Raw genomic sequence first — 18,108 nt, forward strand, 5'->3', positions numbered from 1 at the left:
GCAGAAAATTTCTGGCTCCAAAAAAATAGCAAAATTCATTTTAAAGCATAAAAAAACCATTCGAATATGAATGGTTTTTCGTTATATGTTAAGTATAGATTTTACAAAAATACTTTTAGAATCCAATATACCAATGCAGCCAGCAATGCTGAAACTGGAATCGTAAGTACCCAAGCCCAAAGCAGACTTACTGTTACTCCCCAGCGAACTGCCGAGATGCGTTTCGTTAATCCAACCCCGATAATAGATCCTGTAATAGTATGTGTTGTACTTACCGGTACTTTAAAATGCTCAGTAAAATAAAGTGTCAAAGCTCCTGCAGTTTCGGCAGCAACACCTTCAAAAGAGGTTACTTTGGTTATTTTGGAACCCATTGTTTTTACAATTTTCCAGCCACCGCTTAATGTTCCAACCGCAATAGCTGTATAACATGCTAGAGGAATCCATTCCGGCATTACTCCTTTGATGCCTTTATCGTCATCTGGAAGAACAACCTGCAGCCATTCCGGCAGATTCATTATATCAACACCGCTGGTTTTAATATAAACCGCAACCGCTGCTGCGATAATTCCCATTACTTTTTGAGAATCATTTCCTCCGTGACCTAAACTAAATGCTGCAGAAGAAAGCAGCTGCATTTTTTTCAGAACTGCATCGGCTTTGTGTAAATTCAAACTGCTAAACAGCAAAGCAAATGTAGAAATTGAAAGTATTATAAAAGCTACTAAAAACCATTTGATATTATGTGACTCGAATAGAATACTCCAGAAATGAGACTCGAAACGAGGTTTTTCAATTTTCTCAAAAGGAACCATCTGTCCATATACAAACCATATTGACGCTATCATCAATGCAATTGTAAAAAGTTTAGGCAGAATACTTTTCCTTGAGGCATTTAATAACCAAATAGAAATTAAGTATGAAATTAATGCTCCAAGCAGAGGTGCCAAAACAATAAATGCTATGATAATCACAACTCCGGAAGGCATACCGCCGTCTTTCCCTGCTTTATACCAGCTTACAATATCATACCAGTGTTTAGTATGCTGTACACCGTCTTCTAGGATTGTATAGTCTGAAAATCCGTGAATTGAGATTGCATGAGCAACCGCTGCTCCAGCAAAACCGCCAATTAAAGTATGTGAAGAACTAGAAGGGATTCCCTGCCACCAGGTAATTAAATTCCAGATAATAGCTGCAACAACACCTGCAAGAATTACTGTTAAATCAATTTGGCTTGAATCTGCAGTTTTCGCAACGGTATTTGCAACACCTAAACCAAAAACCCAATAAGCCAAAAAGTTAAAAAAAGCAGCCCAAAGCACCGCCTGAAAAGGAGATAAAACCTTGGTTGCAACAACAGTAGCAATAGCATTGGCAGCATCATGGAAACCATTGATGTAATCAAAAATTAATGCTAGAACTATAATAATTAATAGTAAAGTCATATCAATATCTTCAGAATGAATAGATTAAATTAAGAATGTTTTACTGTAATAGATTCTAACACACTGGCAACACTCTTGCATTTATCAGTTGCTGATTCTAAAACTGACAATACTTCTTTATATTTAATGATATTTTTAGCATCAGTTTCGTTTTCGAAAATTTCAAAAACTGCTTTATTATAAACCATATCCGATTTATTCTCCAGCTTGTTGATTTTTGCACAAGCATTGGTAATCGTTTTCATGTTGCTCAGGTTTTTCAGTTCTTTTACAGCAACATCAATATTCTGACAGGCTTCCAGATTGATTTCTGTCATTTTACGGATTGATTTTGTGATTTTATCCACCTGATACAAACGCATTCTTGAAGCAGCTCCATGAAGATAATCCGCTACATAATCTATCGAAGTTACCAAAGAGTGAATATCTTCCCTGTCAAAAGGAGTAATAAAGTTACGGCTCAACTCTAAATTAGTCTGACGGGTAATATCTTCACCTTTTTGCTCTAATTCATCTATTTTATGAAATAAAGCTTCTCTTTCTTTTAAAGGAAGATTTACAGCTTCGTGCAGATTTGAAGCTAATTCAATTAAATTACTTGATGCTTCTTCAAAAAGAGGGAAGAATTTTTTGTCCTTTGGAACCAGAAATTGAAAAATACTATTTAATGACATTTGTTTAATTTTTATGTAGTGCAAAATTACTTCATTATTTAAAGCTAATGTTAAGCCAATGTTAACAAATCATCTTCGATTTGGAAACTGTTTAAGAAGTCCACTGTTTGCTCAATATCATAATGTAAAATTCTGTCTTCCTTAACCAAAGGCACTTCATTTCTGTAGGATTTTAAAAACATTTCAATAAAATCACTTGACTTTAAAGGTCTTCTGTATTCAATTGCCTGTGAAGCATTCATCAGCTCAATGGCTAAAATACGTTCCAGATTCTCCATTACCTTCAAACATTTTACTGCCCCATTCGCTCCCATGCTCACGTGATCTTCCTGCCCGTTGCTGGAAACAATGCTGTCCACACTTGAAGGAGTTGCCAGCTGTTTATTCTGGCTGGCAATACTTGCGGCCGTATACTGCGGAATCATAAATCCGGAATTCAAACCTGGATTATCTACCAGGAAAGCAGGAAGATTGCGCAGTCCGGAAATCAGCTGATAGGTTCTTCTCTCGGAAATACTTCCCAATTCTGCCAAAGCTATCGCCATAAAATCAAGTGCCAAAGCCAATGGCTGACCGTGAAAATTGCCTCCGGAAATAATCTGATCGCTTTCGATAAATATATTAGGATTATCCGTTACTGAATTAATTTCAGTTTTGAATACTTTCTTCACATAATCAAAAGCATCTTTGGAAGCGCCATGAACCTGCGGAATACAGCGGAACGAATACGGATCCTGAACATGAGTTTTTGGCTGTTCGATGATTTCACTGCCGTCGAGAAATTCTTTTACTCTTTTAGCAGTAGTAATCTGCCCGTTATGCGGTCTTATATAATGTATCAGCTCATTAAAAGGCTCGATTCTGCCGTCAAAACCTTCCAAAGATATTGTTCCAATTAAATCAGCCAAAAAAGAAAACTTATTGGCTTTCATCACAATATAAGCTCCATAAGCGCTCATAAACTGCGTTCCGTTTAACAACGCCAGACCTTCTTTGGATTTCAAAACGATCGGTTTCCACTCAAAACGTTTTAATACTTCTGCCGAATTTACTTTTTTGTCTTCAAACCAGACTTCCCCTTCTCCTAATAAAGGCAGTGACAAATGAGCCAAAGGGGCTAAATCTCCTGATGCTCCAAGTGACCCTTGAGTATAAATTACTGGCAAAACATCATTATTGTAAAAATCAATCAATCGCTGCACCGTTTCCAATTGTATGCCCGAATGACCATAACTCAGCGATTGTATTTTAAGAAGCAGCATTATTTTTACAATCTCATTCGGCACTTCTTCACCTGTTCCGCAAGAGTGTGATTTCACAAGGTTTTCCTGGAGTTTTGACAAATTTTCGTTTGAAATTTTCACATTACAAAGCGAACCAAAACCAGTATTAATTCCATAAATAGGTTCTGGATGCGAAGCCATTTTAGCATCAAGGTATTTTCTGCACTTTAGAATATTCGTTTTTGCATTTTCGGAAAGCACAATGGTTTTATGATGGGAAATAATCTCCTGCAGTGTTTCAAAAGAAAGCAATTCGGTACTTATATAATGTGTATTCTCCATTTTATCTGATTTTAAGTGTTCAAAATTCCACAAAACCTTGTTAAAAAACAACGTTTTATAACAATAATTTAAAATTTAAGACGATACAAAGTCTAAAAACCGCCACAGAAGCTGATTGTTACTTAAATTTTAAAAAATTCCAAAGACCAGATTATCGTTTTTAAAGCAAAACTGGTACGATTCAGCCATTACATCAGTGGCAAAACTGCAAAAAACTTCAGCAGAAAATAAAGATAATCTCAATAAACAAATGAATAAATTGCGCAATATTGAATTTGAATCACTATTGAATTTTAATTATTAAACTATTCGCAAAAACGAACAACAAAGCTTTCTTTTTTCATAAAAAACAGTACTTTTGGAAAATCAAAATGAAGAATTTTAACAGCACATATCATCCTTCGGTAACAACTCAAATTTGGGTTGCTCTTGCTGTTACAACTACATCTACTACAACAATTACTACCCCTTAGGGGTATACATTTTACATATAATCCAGCTATTGTACTTTTTCTTTAAAGAAAGAAAGTCATGGGTGTATAGAAATCTTTTTACAATCAAAAATAAAAATACAAAATTGCTGATTTTCAAATAGTAACAATTAAAACAGCGGTTTAAAAATTACATAAAACAAATAAACTTCTTATGAGAGTATTAAAATTTGGCGGTACTTCGGTAGCCAATGCAGAAAACATAAAATTAGTTTTAGACATAGTTCTTAATAAAGCACAAGATGAAAAACTTGTTGTTGTTGTATCCGCTTTAAGCAAAGTAACCGATTTACTGCAGTTAGCCGCTTCCAAAGCTGCATCCAACGACGAAAGCTTTAAAGAAATTGCTGCCGAAATCGAGAAAAAACATTTAGAAGCACTTAAACAGCTGACTCCTGTTAGTGAGCAGAGCGGTTTATTAAGTCATATTAAAAGAATCATCAACCATTTGGAAACACTGCTTGACGGCTGTTTTCTTCTGGGCGAATTATCTCCAAGAACTTTGGATACTATCCTAAGTTTTGGAGAATTATTATCATCATTCATCATTGCCGAAGCCTTAAAACAAAAACTAAAAAACAGCAGTTACAAAGACAGCCGTGAATTGATTAAAACCAATAATCAGTTTGGTAAAGCTGCGGTGAATTTTGAGATTACAAATAAATTAATCACTGATTTTTTTGCTTCAAATGAAAATCAAGTGGTTGTAATGCCTGGTTTTATTGCAACTTCCGAAGATGGAATCCATACTACTTTGGGACGCGGCGGTTCTGATTATACTGCTGCAATCATTGCAGGAGCATTAAACGCAAGTGATTTAGAGATTTGGACTGATGTAAACGGAATGTTTACTGCTAATCCTAAAATTGTAAAACAGGCGCAGCCAATTGCCACAATTTCGTACCAAGAAGCAATGGAATTGTCTCATTTTGGTGCCAAAGTATTGTACCCGCCGACAATTCAGCCGGTTTTAAGAAAAAACATTCCAATATATATCAAAAATACTTTCGAGCCGCAAGCCGAAGGAACTTTGATTTCAAACAACGCTGCTGACCACAGCAATCCTGTAAAGGGAATTACACATATCGACAATATTACTTTAATTACTCTGGAAGGTTCCGGAATGATTGGTGTTGCCGGTTCTTCAAAACGATTGTTTGAAGTGTTGTCTAATGAAAGCATCAATGTAATTTTTATTACTCAGGCTTCATCAGAGCATTCTATATGTATTGGTATTTCAAATTCGGATGCTGAAACGGCTGAAATTGCAATCAACAAAGCATTCCAAATCGAAATTGTCCAAAACAAAATTGATCCTTGTATTGTAGAGCAAAATCTTTGTATCATCGCTTTAGTTGGCGAAAACATGAAAAACCACCAAGGTTTAAGCGGCAGAATGTTCAGTACTTTAGGAAAAAACAATGTTAATATCCGTGCGATTGCCCAAGGTGCTTCGGAAAGAAATATCTCGGTAGTTATTAACGAAAGAGACGTTAAAAAAGCACTGAATACTTTACACGAAAACTTCTTTGAAGAAAACACTAAACAGTTAAACCTGTTTGTAATGGGTGTTGGAAATGTGGGTGAAAAATTCATCGAGCAGATCCACCAGCAAAAGAAATTCTTAAAAGAAAACCTGAAAATAAACCTGAGAGTTATTGCGGTTTCTAATTCCAGAAAAATGCATTTTGACGAAGACGGAATCTCTTTGAAAGAATGGCAGTCACTTTTGGAAAAAGGAGAAACAGCCAACAAGGAAGAATTTATTTCAAAAGTAAAAGCACTTAATTTACGCAACAGTATTTTTGTTGATATTACTGCCAATGAAGAAGTATCTAAAACATACGAGCAGTATTTAAAACAGAATGTTGCTGTAGTAACCTGTAACAAAATTGCCTGTTCATCGGCTTATGATAATTACAAAAAACTAAAAGGTTTGTCGCGTCAATTCAATGCGCCTTTCCTTTTTGAAACGAATGTCGGGGCTGGATTGCCAATCATTGACACGGTTAAAAACCTAATCGCTTCTGGTGATAAAGTACATAAAATTCAAGCTGTTTTGTCTGGAAGTTTAAACTTTATCTTTAACAATTTTGATGAAAACAATACTTTTCATGACGTTGTAAAAGAAGCCGGCGTTCAGGGATTTACAGAACCTGATCCAAAAATTGATTTAAGCGGTATTGATGTAGCCAGAAAGATCCTGATTTTGATTCGTGAGAGCGGTTATCAAATGGAAATTGAAGATATTGAGAACAAAGCTTTCCTTCCATCAGCATGTATGGGAACAACTAATAATGATGCGTTTTTCGCTTCGTTAAAAGAACATGCAAAACACTTTGAATCTATTTTGGCAGAAGCCAATGCAAAAGAAAGCCGATTGAAATTTGTCGCTCAATTTGAAAATGGAAAAGCAAGCGTAGGTTTGCAATTCATTCCAAAAGATCATCCATTTTACAATCTGGAAGGAAAAGACAATATCGTTTTATTCTACACAGATCGTTACGTGGATCAGCCATTATTGATAAAAGGTGCCGGTGCCGGTGCGGCGGTTACAGCATCAGGAATTTTTGCCGATGTGATTAGAATAGGTAATGTGTAATATAAAATCGGTAGAGACGCGATTAATCGCGTCTGTACGCATGCAATAAAAATGGAAGAAATAAAACTATTCTGCCCCGCCACCATCGCGAATCTTTCGTGTGGTTTTGATGTACTTGGGCTTTGTCTGGCTACTCAAGGCGACGAAATGATTGTTCGCAAGTCTAATGAAAAAGGAGTTCGCATTACCAAAATCGTAGGTGCCGATTTGCCAATGGAAACCGAAAACAATGTTTCAGGTGTTGCTGCTTTGGCGATGCTGGAAGAAGTGGAAACCGAATTTGGTTTTGAAATCGAAATCTACAAACACATCAAAGCCGGAAGCGGTATCGGAAGCAGTGCGGCGAGTTCTGCGGGAGCTGTTTTTGGAATCAACGAATTATTGGGTCGTCCTTTCACTAGAAAAGAATTGGTAAAATTTGCGATGCAAGGTGAAAAATTAGCCAGCGGAAACGCTCACGCAGATAACGTTGCCCCTGCCCTTTTGGGAGGTTTTACGTTGGTAAGATCTTCAAATCCTTTGGATATTATCAAAATCGAAAGCCCATCCGAATTGTATGCAACGGTGGTTCATCCACAAATTGAGTTGAAAACATCAGATGCCCGCTCGGTATTGAAACAAACCGTTTCGCTGAAAAGCGCCATTACGCAATGGGGAAATGTCGGCGGATTAGTAGCCGGTCTTTACACTCAGGATTACGAACTAATCGGGCGTTCTCTGCATGACGAAATCATTGAACCGATCCGCTCTATGCTGATTCCGGGATTTGATTTAATCAAGCAGACCGCTTATGAAAACGGAGCTTTGGGTTCAGGAATTTCGGGTTCAGGACCTTCTATTTTCGCTTTAAGCAAAGGAAAAGAAAACGCCGATAAAATTGCCAAAGCCATGAGTGCCGTTTACGAAGAAATGAATCTGCCTTACGAAATTCACGTTTCGAAAGTGAATGACGAAGGAATATCAATAATTTAAGAAGTACGATATCCGATAGACGATGTTTGAAATAATAAATGTTAAAACTAAAAATCAAATATCGTCTTTCATAAATCATCAAAATCTAAAATTCCTTTATCACATATCATATATCCAAAATATCGCACATCGTATATCAAACATCGTAAATAACAATGAAATATTACAGTTTAAACCATAATGCCCCAAACGTTTCTTTTCAGGAAGCAGTAATACAAGGACTAGCAGCCGACAAAGGATTGTATTTCCCTGAGAGCATTACACCATTAGCATCAAGTTTTTTTGATTCAATTGAGAATTTATCGCACGAAGAAATTGCTTTTGAAGCTATCAAACAATTCGTGGGAGACGAAATCCCAACAGAAACTTTAAAACAAATCATTGCCGAAACTTTATGCTTTGATTTCCCTGTTGTGGAAGTTGAAAACGGAATCTATTCCCTTGAATTATTTCACGGGCCAACAATGGCTTTCAAAGACGTAGGAGCGCGTTTTATGTCCCGTTGCCTGGGTTATTTCAACAAAGACAAAAAAGATGCTAAAAACACGGTTCTTGTGGCAACTTCCGGAGATACGGGAGGAGCTGTTGCGAGCGGTTTTCTTGGCGTAAACGGCGTTGATGTCGTAATCCTTTACCCTTCCGGAAAAGTGAGCGACATACAGGAAAGACAGTTGACCACTTTGGGACAAAATATTAAAGCACTTGAAGTAGATGGTGTTTTTGACGATTGTCAGGATATGGTGAAAAAAGCGTTTTTGGATGAAACTTTAACGCACAAAAACCTGACTTCGGCGAATTCTATCAATATTGCGCGTTGGTTACCGCAAATGTTCTACTTTTTCTTTGCTTACAAAGTATTAAAGAGTCAAAACAAACCATTGGTTTTCTCTTGTCCAAGCGGCAACTTCGGGAATATCTGCGCGGGTATCATTGCCAAGAAATTAGGTTTGCCTATCGATCATTTTGTGGCTTCTACCAATGTAAATGATACCGTTCCTAGATTCCTTGTGAACGGAATTTACGACCCGAAACCATCTATCGCAACGATTTCAAACGCTATGGACGTAGGAAATCCAAGCAACTTTGTTCGTATCCAAGAAATGTACAACAATGATTTGGCACAATTCGAAAAAGATTTCACTTCCTATACTTTCACCGATGCTGAAACTTTAACAGCGATGAAGCATATTTATAATGACGATAGAAAATATATCGCAGAACCACACGGAGCTGTTGGCTATTTAGGATTGAAAAAAGAATTGGCAAACAAGCCAAACGCCATTGGTGTTTTCTTGGAAACAGCACATCCTATCAAGTTCCTAGACGTAGTAGAACCTGCTTTGGGCGTTACTTTACCGCTTCCTAAACAAATTGAAAGCGTGATGAACAAAGAAAAAGTAAGCGTAAAAATTAAAACTTACGATGATTTGAAAGCTTTCTTAGGATAACCCATAAATATAGCACCACATACAAAACGACTGAGAATTATTTCAGTCGTTTTTTTTTGGAGCTAATCCTGCTGTCCGCTGTATCTGTGTGCCCGAACCCCAGGCACACAGGATGTCGCTTCCATCAGGGCTATGACGACATTATATATTTAAGGGACATTGATTCAAATAACAACATTTTTTATTCTTGTCCAAAAGTTAAAAGACTACAATTCAATATAAAATTTAAAAAATAGTAAGAAAAAAATATATATTTGAAAAAAGTAATAAAATTTTAACTATATAATCAAATTTAGGTATATATTTATTAGCATATTACATGAATAAAATAACTTTAATAAAATGAATATACCTCTTGAAATTCAAGAAGCAATAAAAAATAATAGACTTGTGATTTTTGCAGGTTCTGGTTTATCTACAAAATTCAAATTGCCGTCTTGGAAAGAATTAACAAAGAATGTAATAAATAATATAAATGAAAAAAAATTTGATGATTTACTCCCAGTCTTAGAAAGTGGAATATTAACTCCAATTGAAGTTTTAGATAAGATTCAAAGTGAACATACAAAAGTTCGTTCCTACATAAAGCAAAACTTTAAAATAGATAAAAATCAGGACTTTTTATTACATAAAAAAATCTTAGAAGTAACTGATGCAATAATTACAACCAATTATGATAATGCTTTTGAGGAAGCTTGTTCAAATTCGATTATTCCTTCGAAATCTACTTCTAATTTTAACATTAGCGAAATAACTAAATCAAGTAAATCTTACATTTTCAAACTACACGGCTGTTATACAGAACCAGATAATTGTATTATTTTTAGTGATGATTATAGGAAATTATATGGCGGTGACACTTCATCTAAAGAAAAGCTAAAATCTATTTTTATAAACAAAACGATTCTTTTCGTAGGTTTCAGCTTCAATGACCCTGACATAAACTTGATTTTTTCAAGTCTAGATACAATTTTTGATAATCACAATCATCATTATATTTTAACAAAAGAAGAAAATGGTTTTGAAAAGTATAAATTTCTAAAGTCTTTGATTATTCAGGATTATGAAACCGACATTGATACCTTTTTTGAAAATTGTTTAGATTTTAAAAAAGAATTAAAAAATTCTTTTGACGAAATTGCAATAACCAACAAGAAAGAATTTTCTAAAATACCTAGAATTGCTTTTTTGAAGCCACTACCTTTAGACCTCTTACTTGATTCAGAGTTATCAGTAATAGAAAATTGTCTAGATGATCTAAACATCAATCTCTTTACAGGCTATTTAAATACTAGGACCTTAGAGTCGATAGATGATTATGATATTCTAATAATTGCAACAAAAGTATTTAAGGATAAACTATATATTGAAGATGACAATCTCAAAAGCGATTTAATGACTGCAGAAGAGATTTGCAATCACATTCCAAATGATAAAATTCCAATAATATTTATCACAAATGATAAAATTGAACTTGTTTCAAATTTCCATACTATTAATATATCTACATACAAAAGAGCTATAATAAGAAAATTTGCCTATAAAGCTTTAAGAAACAAAGATTTAGAATTCAATCCTAATGAAGAAATTTCAATTGGATTGTCTAAACTGACAACGTTAGAGTTCACAAAAGGTTCTTCAAAAAAATCATCAATATATTCGAACAATAGGGTTTTGGATATTGGTGAAAAATCACTCAAAAATATAATTGGAAGAACTGAAGAACAAGCATCTATAATCTCAAAACTTCATAACATCGTTCGAAGTAATAAGGTTTTAAATATTAAGGCTTCAGGAGGAACAGGGAAAACAACATTAATTAAAAAAGTCTCTTATGAATTATATAATAGAGGATATTTTAAAGAAGGGGTTTCATTTAATTCTTGTGAAAACATAAAAAGCCTTGAGGACTTTGAAGAACTTCTGAATGATGCTTTTAATTTAAGGAATATTATAAATTTCAAAGAATACTTAATTGAAAACTATAGCTCAAGAAAATTAGATGCTCTTATCATATTAGATAATTTTGAAACTGTTGCTAACTCATTGAATGATTTAGAATATAATGAAGTTATAGATTTAATTAAGTTTGCTACAGATTTTGCAAATATTGTCATTACTTCTAGAGAAAAAATTCCGAATTTAGATGATTTTGAAGACTTATATTCTTTAGCTCCCCTAGCCACAGATGATGCTTTATCTTTATTTGAATTAGATTATGGTAAAGTAGAAAACGAGTCAGAAATAAGAATATTAAGACAAGAAATATTAGAAGAATTACTCAATAATAATCCTTTAGCAATAAAATTAGTAACGAAATCAAGAACAAGATTTAAACATATTTCAGAGCTTCGTGATCAAATAAAAGAACATTTTTTTGAGTCTCTAAACGAAGATTTTTCTTCTGTATTTAAGCATAAAGCTGATCTAAACATAGAAAGAACTAAATCAATTTATCAATCAATCAATTATTCATATACAACACTAAATTCTAAAGAAAAAATTGCGTTTGAACTTTTGAGTCTTTTCCCTGATGGAATTGGTTTATCTAACTTTAAAAAGTGTTTTGAGAAAAAAACATCATCAAATAATATAAGCGATAAAGAATTACGAATATTACGTAACAAATCTCTTGTCGAGGACTACAATGGCACTCTACAACTACAACCAATAATTCGAAGATTTGCAGAATACCAGTTCTCAAAAAAACAAAATGAGTCTAAACAAATATATTGTTTAGACGCCTATATGTTTAATTGCCATATACTTGAATTAATTGAATTGATTGAAAGAAAGAAAAATACTTCTGAAGCTTTAAAAGTTTACAATTATTTTAAAAATAATCTGCTAAATGTATTTAGCTACATACCAAATATACAATTACAAGAAAAAGGACCAGTTCCAGAAAAAAAGTACTTATTAAATTACATTTATGATTTAGAAGATTTCATAGTTAATGAAAAACAGATAAAAGAATTTTACAAAAAATTAAATTCAACTAAAGAATATTTTAATGATTTGCCACACGCAGAAACTTTAATTAAGGTAATCAAGCTTAATAAAACATATTTTTTTGAAGAATTTGAAAATTCCTATTCGCAACTATCCCTTTTATTTACACCTGAAGAATTGGAAAATAGAAATTTGAAAAATGAAGAATATATAGAGAGCAGATACAAGAATATTATAGCAAGTATACATAATATGGAGGGTCATACAATCAGTAAAATAAAATCTCATATTGCCAATGATGATTTTTCTCAATATTTAGACGCTAGCTTTTTTTATCTAGGTATTCCAAACACTATCTCAAGACAAAAGGATGGCTTTTATTTTTTTGAATATGAATTAATGTTTAATCGTTTAAATGTAGAACAACTAGAGAACTATATAAGCTCATTATATCTTGAAGAACATTTAGAGATAATGCAATCAACTTATACTCTATCTAAAATTAAAAAAATTGATAGAAAAGAGTTAAATAAGTTGGTTGTAACTAATCCATATACAAAAGGTTTAAAAGATTTAATGCTTGCATTTATTTCTGATTCTATAGACGAAAAACATTTGTTATTTAAAAAAGCTTTACACAACTTGTCTCATATAAAATATTACTATTTAGAAGCACTTTATTTTTATTGCAAATACTTAAAGGAATCTAAAAACGACGAATATGATAAATACATAAATGAAGGATTAGAATTAAGCAAAAAGTATTATTATAGATACATTCATCATTTATTCGATAATTTATACAATAACAAAAACAGTGATTATAGCTTCACTTACTCGTTTTATCCAGTTAATGAATTAGAAGAATATGTAAATAAACATAATGAAAAATGGGAAAAAACTTTTAAAGAAAGAGCGACAGATTACTAAATGATAATTGGTAAATCCTGATAACTGGATATCTTACTCCCCGCTCTCCTAAGTGTTCCCATAAAAAAACTACACTGCTGCGCAAATGTCTCTGACTTTGCGCATTTTTTTTATGCTCTTATAAATTCTAAATCTCTTAAAAGTCTCCCGACTTTTTACCCGAACATCCTTGATATGTAACCCACATTAGCGCAGAAATTTTTTCTGTACCCGCAGAGAGATCGACAAAGCATATAAAAAAGCAACACGGGATTTTTATCGCAAAATATTCAAAAAAACCTTTTTTTCAAAAAAGGTGGTCTGTCAAAGTGGTTGAACGAGCACTTTCGAGCTACGGGAGGCAATTCAAGTGGCTGAACGGGTTGTCTTAGACTTAGGGAATACCAAAAGATTTGTCTTTTAGATTTTGTAAGAATGTTTTATTATCTTTCGAAAAGAAATAACACGTTATTGAATGATGCCAATTAACCCGATCGCGCGGATTTACTCCGTCAGTTCGCTATCGCTCGGGTGTAATCCGTGTCCACAAAGACAAACCATAAAGCTAATTTTACATTATAAAAATGACATTAAATATAAATTATTCAAATCCTAAATTAAACGGATAACCGATAATTGGAGCGAATATATAAGTTACTGTCAATTCTTAAACATACAGGAATGAATAAAATCATATTTTTAACTTTTTGCCTTTTATTTTTATCATGCAAAAAGATGAAGTTTGAATTTCAACATTATCCATTTCGTCAATGTTCTTAGCAAAATCAGTCAGGATATATAAAAGAAATATTTTCTGAAATTAAACTTGCGTCTTGCTAGTATTTTTCATTAGTTTTAGCATGATTAAAATGATCAAATGTGCCAGGAAATTATTGGTTTATTTTTTTATAAGATTATTTTATTGTTTTCGTAGTTTTATAAAAAATAAACATTTATAATGAAAAAAAATATTGTCTTTCTTCTGTTGTCCCTTAATATTTGTTTCTCATCGTGCAGCCGTGGAGTTTATCAAAAAGAAATTCTAACTCAAACAACTGGAATTGATTTTTCAAATGGAAAATGGCTTTTAGGAAATATAGATGCGGATTATAGTATCAAAGACAAACTGACAAAAATAGTTGTTAAAGACTTTTCAAAGTATTTGAATAATAGATTAGTCAATTCTTCAAATGATAAGTCACTTTTAATTGCAAATAACATTCCCTTAAATCCAAGTAAATCTGTGATTTTAGATTTAAAAAAAGGAACAAATTATGATTATTTTATAAATATTAAATACCATAATGAGAATAGCCATTCTCTGAGTTCTATTGCTGGAAAATATATTGACAATTTTACAGTTGATCAATATTATTATGCAAAAAATTGGAATTATTATATTCTTCAATTAGAAGTTTATGATTTAAATCTCGGTCAGATTATTTATTCTCAAAGAGTGCGTGGGACTTTGGGGGATAATGGCGGACTGACTACTTCAAAACCAATCAAAGGAATTATAATTGGCTGTTATCAAGTGATTATGAAAGATATTGCTATGAAGTCTCGAAATTAAATTTAGCCACGCTACTCCCTATTTCGTCCTAAAAAAAGTTTACACATTTATATAATCATCCGAGTATTCTTCTTTTACAATTCAGTTAAACCCCGATATCACAGATTTGCAATCCGTATCGCAAAAAAAGCGATCTAAATTAATCTTACCATAAAAATAACAAAAAAAGAAAGGCTGTCCTTATCCGGACAACCTTTCTTTTTAAACAAAAACATATACTCTTTTTGTTTTTCCAGATTTAAGATTTTACTGTTTGATACACTAAATTCACACCAGCAGGTAATTTCACTTCTTCTTTATCTTTAACCAAAAGTTTTATAGCCAAAACTACAAATCCTGTCAATAAAATAATGATTCCCAACACATAAAAAGCACTTGTGTAATCAATTAAATCCTTAGTTTGTGATACTCCACTTTCGTCAATCACATCTTTGGTAAATTTAACCGCTTTGGCTTTGAACAGGAAAGCAATCAACATCGCTCCTATATTCCCGCCTGCCCCTACAATTCCGGCAACACTGCCTACTGCTTTTGGATTTACAAATGGTACCAAGCTGTATGTTGCTCCATTAGCCATTTTTAAACTCATTCCAAACAAGAACATTAAAAAGATAGCAACTCCCAATTGATTTGTCATTCCAAAGAAAATAACACCTACACCTTCTATAAGAAGCAGTAACGCAAGCAATAAATTTTTTCCCGAAAAACCATATCTCTTACCAACTTTGTCAGCAACTATTCCTCCTAATGGTCTTGCAAAAAGATTGATTAATCCAAAAATACCTGCGCAGATTCCTGCCGTTTTCAAAGTAGCTCCAAAAGTATCCGTAAAATAAATAGGAGCAAAATTATCAATAGTGATCTCAACACCAAAACAAGCTGCATAAGCAATGGTCAAAACCCAAGTACGGTAATCTTTTACAGCCAACATAAAGGTATTTTCTTTATTCGCTGTTTCTATTCCAAGTTCTTTATAGTTACCATTTGGCAAATCTTTGGTAAATCTGAAATATAAAAAAGCAAAAACCAATAACATCACTCCAGGAACAATCATGGCATATCTCCAGCTGTCCTCCTTAGTACACACTCCTAATCCCACAAATCCTGCTGCAATAAGAGGCATGGTAATATTAGCCAGACCAGCACCTGCATTTCCAAATCCTCCTGCCGTAGCGTTGGCAGTTCCTTTAATGGACGGGGCAAACATTACCGAAGTATGAAACTGCGTGATAACAAAAGAAGCACCAATAACTCCAATAGCTAATCTAAAAAACAGGAAACTCTCATATGTTTGTGAAGTACCAATCAGTAAAACCGGTACGGAACAGATCACTAATAACCAAGTATAAATTATTCTTGGTCCAAATTTATCGACTAATCGGCCTATTAATAATCTGGCGATGATGGTTGCCGATACCGATGCAATTTGAATGTTACCTAATTGGTCTTTTGTCAGGTGCAATTGCTCTTTGGCGATCGGCATAAGTGATGCCATACCAAACCATGCAAAAAAGCAAAAGAAAAATGTTAACCATGTAATGTGGAAGGTACGCATCTGAACTCCTTTTCCACTAAAAATGTTTAAACTCGAAAGCGGTTGATTTGTTGAAATTGAACTCATATCAAAAAAATTTAATCGTTTAGTATTGTTTATCTTTTCTAAGTATCAAACTCACGTCTAAGTATTTTACTTATCTACAAGGCAAAATTAAAGGCTTTGTTTGGAACAAAAACTGCCAAAACGCAGTTTTTCAAAAAAAATTAAGTATTTATACGTAAGTATATTGATTTAAATAAATTTCAACAACCCCCTCAACAAATAAAAATGCAGATGGCAGATTTTAACAGGAGCGATCAATCTCATTAAGTTAAGCTTTAATTCGCTCTCGCAAAGGCGCAAGGCCGCAAAGTTAAAATCGGGTTTCTTTGCGACTTTGCGAGAATTATTTTTAGACAAAGTGTAGTAAGAAGTCCTAAACTTAATGATATTGCGCAAACGATAGCGAACTGAAGAAGCAATCCGTGTCAGTAAAGACAGCCAATCAAGTTAATTTTTCACAACAAAAAAAGCCACAAGAAATTCACTCTTGCAGCTTTTTGTATTTGTAAAGGTTATAATTATATATAATTTTTTGTTCCCTCATAAGTTACAAACTTCAGAGAGTTGTTTATACAAATCATTTGCTCCTTTTTTTAATCTAGCCTTAAAAACTTGTTGCAAACCAAAATTACAAATTGGTTTTCGCATATGTAACTAAACCATCTAACCAATCTTGATGACCATTTATCATTGGATTGGGTTTTGCATTGGCTAAGTCTATAGCAGGCTTACCAATTTGACTTTCTTGAGTAAGGATGCGTACACGATTTCCAGATAAATCTTCGATTAACCAAGCATGGATAACGTCTAATCGGGTTTCGGAATCTCCCTCTGCCCAGCCGTGCCAAGCTAAACGAGCTGCCTCTCCTTTTACCAATGGCACAAACTCTGTAATTTGGGCTTCGATTGGAAATCCAAAAGTTTTAAATCGAAATCTAGCATTTGGATACAACTCAGTGATTGCAGGTTCATCGAATTCAATATCACTTGAGTTTTGATAATATTTTGGCCAGATGAAGGGATTAACCAGTAACGATCAAATCTGATTTGTATTTAAGCCTTTTACAATAACTTCATTTGAACAGAAATTATCTGTACTGCCCGGTGTATATTGATTAGGGAAAACGATCGCATTTTGTTTCTCGTACATATTTTTTTTACTTTAATCTATTGATTTATAATACTATTATTTTTATAGTTGCGAAATTAGATAACTACCCATAACTTTGCAATAACTATCATAAAGGATAGGATAAAGGATATGGCAAAAGATATTGAATATAATGGAAAATTTTACCCCTGTACCGTGAGCTTAGCAATGGACTTAATTGGAGGCAAATGGAAAAGTGTCATTTTATATCATTTAATTGAAGGGGAAAAGAGATACAATGAATTACGAAAAGAAATACCGATTATAACGGAAATGATGCTTAGCATACAATTAAAACAGTTAGAAGAAAATAATTTAATAAACCGCAAAGTCACAGGAACTAAGCCGCCTTTAAAAGTAATTTATAACTTGACAGAATTTGGTAAAACCTTTATCCCAGCCCTTGAAAAGATTAATGAATGGGGACATACGGTTGTCACAAGTATCGAAAAAATAAATCCCTCAAGATAATTCCCCGATTGGCGGATTGGCAATCCACAAAGGCAAAGACAAGCTATCTAGTCAATCTTACTGCAAAAAATGATGCAAAATATAAATTATTTGAATTTAAATTCAATAGATAATGGAACGGATCGGATTGAAAATCCATGTAATCTAGAGGTTTCCACGGTCATTTGGGCTGTTATTTCATTGCAAAACTCCAGAGCCGATAAACGGATTAAGGCTATGAAAGCAAAGTAGTACGCATCGTATTACTCATATA

11 protein-coding genes are annotated in these 18,108 nt (G+C 33.4%); 6 read left to right on the forward strand and 5 right to left on the reverse strand.

Features of this window, described 5'->3' with window-relative positions; translation table 11 throughout:
- Positions 1-101: 101 nt before the first annotated feature.
- Genes IRZ80_RS09100 through hutH form a run of 3 tightly spaced genes read right to left on the reverse strand, consistent with a single transcriptional unit; the run spans position 102 to position 3,687 of the window.
- Positions 102-1,448, reverse strand: coding sequence for an inorganic phosphate transporter (locus IRZ80_RS09100; protein WP_194641249.1), 1,347 nt, complete (start codon positions 1,446-1,448; stop codon positions 102-104).
- A 29-nt stretch (positions 1,449-1,477) separates the two neighbouring features.
- Positions 1,478-2,122, reverse strand: a complete 645-nt coding sequence (locus tag IRZ80_RS09105; RefSeq protein WP_115812441.1) for a DUF47 domain-containing protein — start codon at positions 2,120-2,122, stop codon at positions 1,478-1,480.
- A gap of 50 nt (positions 2,123-2,172) precedes the next feature.
- Positions 2,173-3,687 (reverse strand): histidine ammonia-lyase, encoded by a 1,515-nt coding sequence (gene hutH, locus IRZ80_RS09110; protein WP_194641250.1) that lies wholly within the window; start codon positions 3,685-3,687, stop codon positions 2,173-2,175.
- A 645-nt stretch (positions 3,688-4,332) separates the two neighbouring features.
- Here hutH and thrA point away from each other — a divergent pair.
- The 5 genes from thrA to IRZ80_RS09135 all read left to right on the forward strand — a co-directional run bounded on the left by thrA (position 4,333) and on the right by IRZ80_RS09135 (position 14,634).
- The gene (gene thrA, locus IRZ80_RS09115) at positions 4,333-6,780 is read left to right on the forward strand and encodes a bifunctional aspartate kinase/homoserine dehydrogenase I (protein WP_194641251.1); all 2,448 of its coding nucleotides are present in this window, start codon (positions 4,333-4,335) and stop codon (positions 6,778-6,780) included.
- Between the two features lie 51 nt (positions 6,781-6,831).
- A complete protein-coding gene (locus tag IRZ80_RS09120) occupies positions 6,832-7,752 on the forward strand; it encodes a homoserine kinase (protein WP_194641252.1) in 921 nt (306 codons plus the stop codon).
- Positions 7,753-7,907: 155 nt separating this feature from the next.
- Positions 7,908-9,200 carry a threonine synthase gene (gene thrC / locus IRZ80_RS09125; protein ID WP_194641253.1) on the forward strand — a complete coding sequence of 431 codons (1,293 nt, stop codon included), beginning with the start codon at positions 7,908-7,910 and terminating at the stop codon, positions 9,198-9,200.
- 342 nt (positions 9,201-9,542) lie between these two features.
- Complete coding sequence (locus tag IRZ80_RS09130) at positions 9,543-13,082, forward strand: SIR2 family protein (protein ID WP_194641254.1); 3,540 nt, start codon at positions 9,543-9,545, stop codon at positions 13,080-13,082.
- Between the two features lie 937 nt (positions 13,083-14,019).
- The gene (locus IRZ80_RS09135) at positions 14,020-14,634 is read left to right on the forward strand and encodes a hypothetical protein (RefSeq protein WP_194641255.1); all 615 of its coding nucleotides are present in this window, start codon (positions 14,020-14,022) and stop codon (positions 14,632-14,634) included.
- Positions 14,635-14,872: 238 nt separating this feature from the next.
- Here the strand turns inward: IRZ80_RS09135 and IRZ80_RS09140 are convergent, their stop codons facing one another.
- Together IRZ80_RS09140 and IRZ80_RS20970 are read right to left on the reverse strand one after the other, a co-directional pair.
- Positions 14,873-16,255, reverse strand: coding sequence for an MFS transporter (locus IRZ80_RS09140; protein WP_194641256.1), 1,383 nt, complete (start codon positions 16,253-16,255; stop codon positions 14,873-14,875).
- 607 nt (positions 16,256-16,862) lie between these two features.
- Positions 16,863-17,117: a hypothetical protein gene (locus tag IRZ80_RS20970; RefSeq protein ID WP_228520852.1), complete on the reverse strand. Its 255-nt coding sequence runs from the start codon at positions 17,115-17,117 to the stop codon at positions 16,863-16,865.
- Positions 17,118-17,495: 378 nt separating this feature from the next.
- On the opposite strand from IRZ80_RS20970, the gene IRZ80_RS09150 reads away from it, so the two are divergent.
- Positions 17,496-17,855 carry a winged helix-turn-helix transcriptional regulator gene (locus tag IRZ80_RS09150; protein ID WP_194641257.1) on the forward strand — a complete coding sequence of 120 codons (360 nt, stop codon included), beginning with the start codon at positions 17,496-17,498 and terminating at the stop codon, positions 17,853-17,855.
- Positions 17,856-18,108 lie beyond the last annotated feature (253 nt).

Origin of the sequence: Flavobacterium sp. HJJ (assembly GCF_015351475.1) — a bacterium.
In the GTDB taxonomy this organism is placed as follows: domain Bacteria; phylum Bacteroidota; class Bacteroidia; order Flavobacteriales; family Flavobacteriaceae; genus Flavobacterium; species Flavobacterium marginilacus.

What these genes read in the sequence shown, in the direction of transcription:
- IRZ80_RS09100 (WP_194641249.1), bottom strand. Translation starts at nt 1,448, where the DNA reads ATGACTTTACTATTAATTATTATAGTTCTAGCATTAATTTTTGATTAC.
- IRZ80_RS09105 (WP_115812441.1), bottom strand. Translation starts at nt 2,122, where the DNA reads ATGTCATTAAATAGTATTTTTCAATTTCTGGTTCCAAAGGACAAAAAA.
- hutH (WP_194641250.1), bottom strand. Translation starts at nt 3,687, where the DNA reads ATGGAGAATACACATTATATAAGTACCGAATTGCTTTCTTTTGAAACA.
- thrA (WP_194641251.1), top strand. Translation starts at nt 4,333, where the DNA reads ATGAGAGTATTAAAATTTGGCGGTACTTCGGTAGCCAATGCAGAAAAC.
- IRZ80_RS09120 (WP_194641252.1), top strand. Translation starts at nt 6,832, where the DNA reads ATGGAAGAAATAAAACTATTCTGCCCCGCCACCATCGCGAATCTTTCG.
- thrC (WP_194641253.1), top strand. Translation starts at nt 7,908, where the DNA reads ATGAAATATTACAGTTTAAACCATAATGCCCCAAACGTTTCTTTTCAG.
- IRZ80_RS09130 (WP_194641254.1), top strand. Translation starts at nt 9,543, where the DNA reads ATGAATATACCTCTTGAAATTCAAGAAGCAATAAAAAATAATAGACTT.
- IRZ80_RS09135 (WP_194641255.1), top strand. Translation starts at nt 14,020, where the DNA reads ATGAAAAAAAATATTGTCTTTCTTCTGTTGTCCCTTAATATTTGTTTC.
- IRZ80_RS09140 (WP_194641256.1), bottom strand. Translation starts at nt 16,255, where the DNA reads ATGAGTTCAATTTCAACAAATCAACCGCTTTCGAGTTTAAACATTTTT.
- IRZ80_RS09150 (WP_194641257.1), top strand. Translation starts at nt 17,496, where the DNA reads ATGGCAAAAGATATTGAATATAATGGAAAATTTTACCCCTGTACCGTG.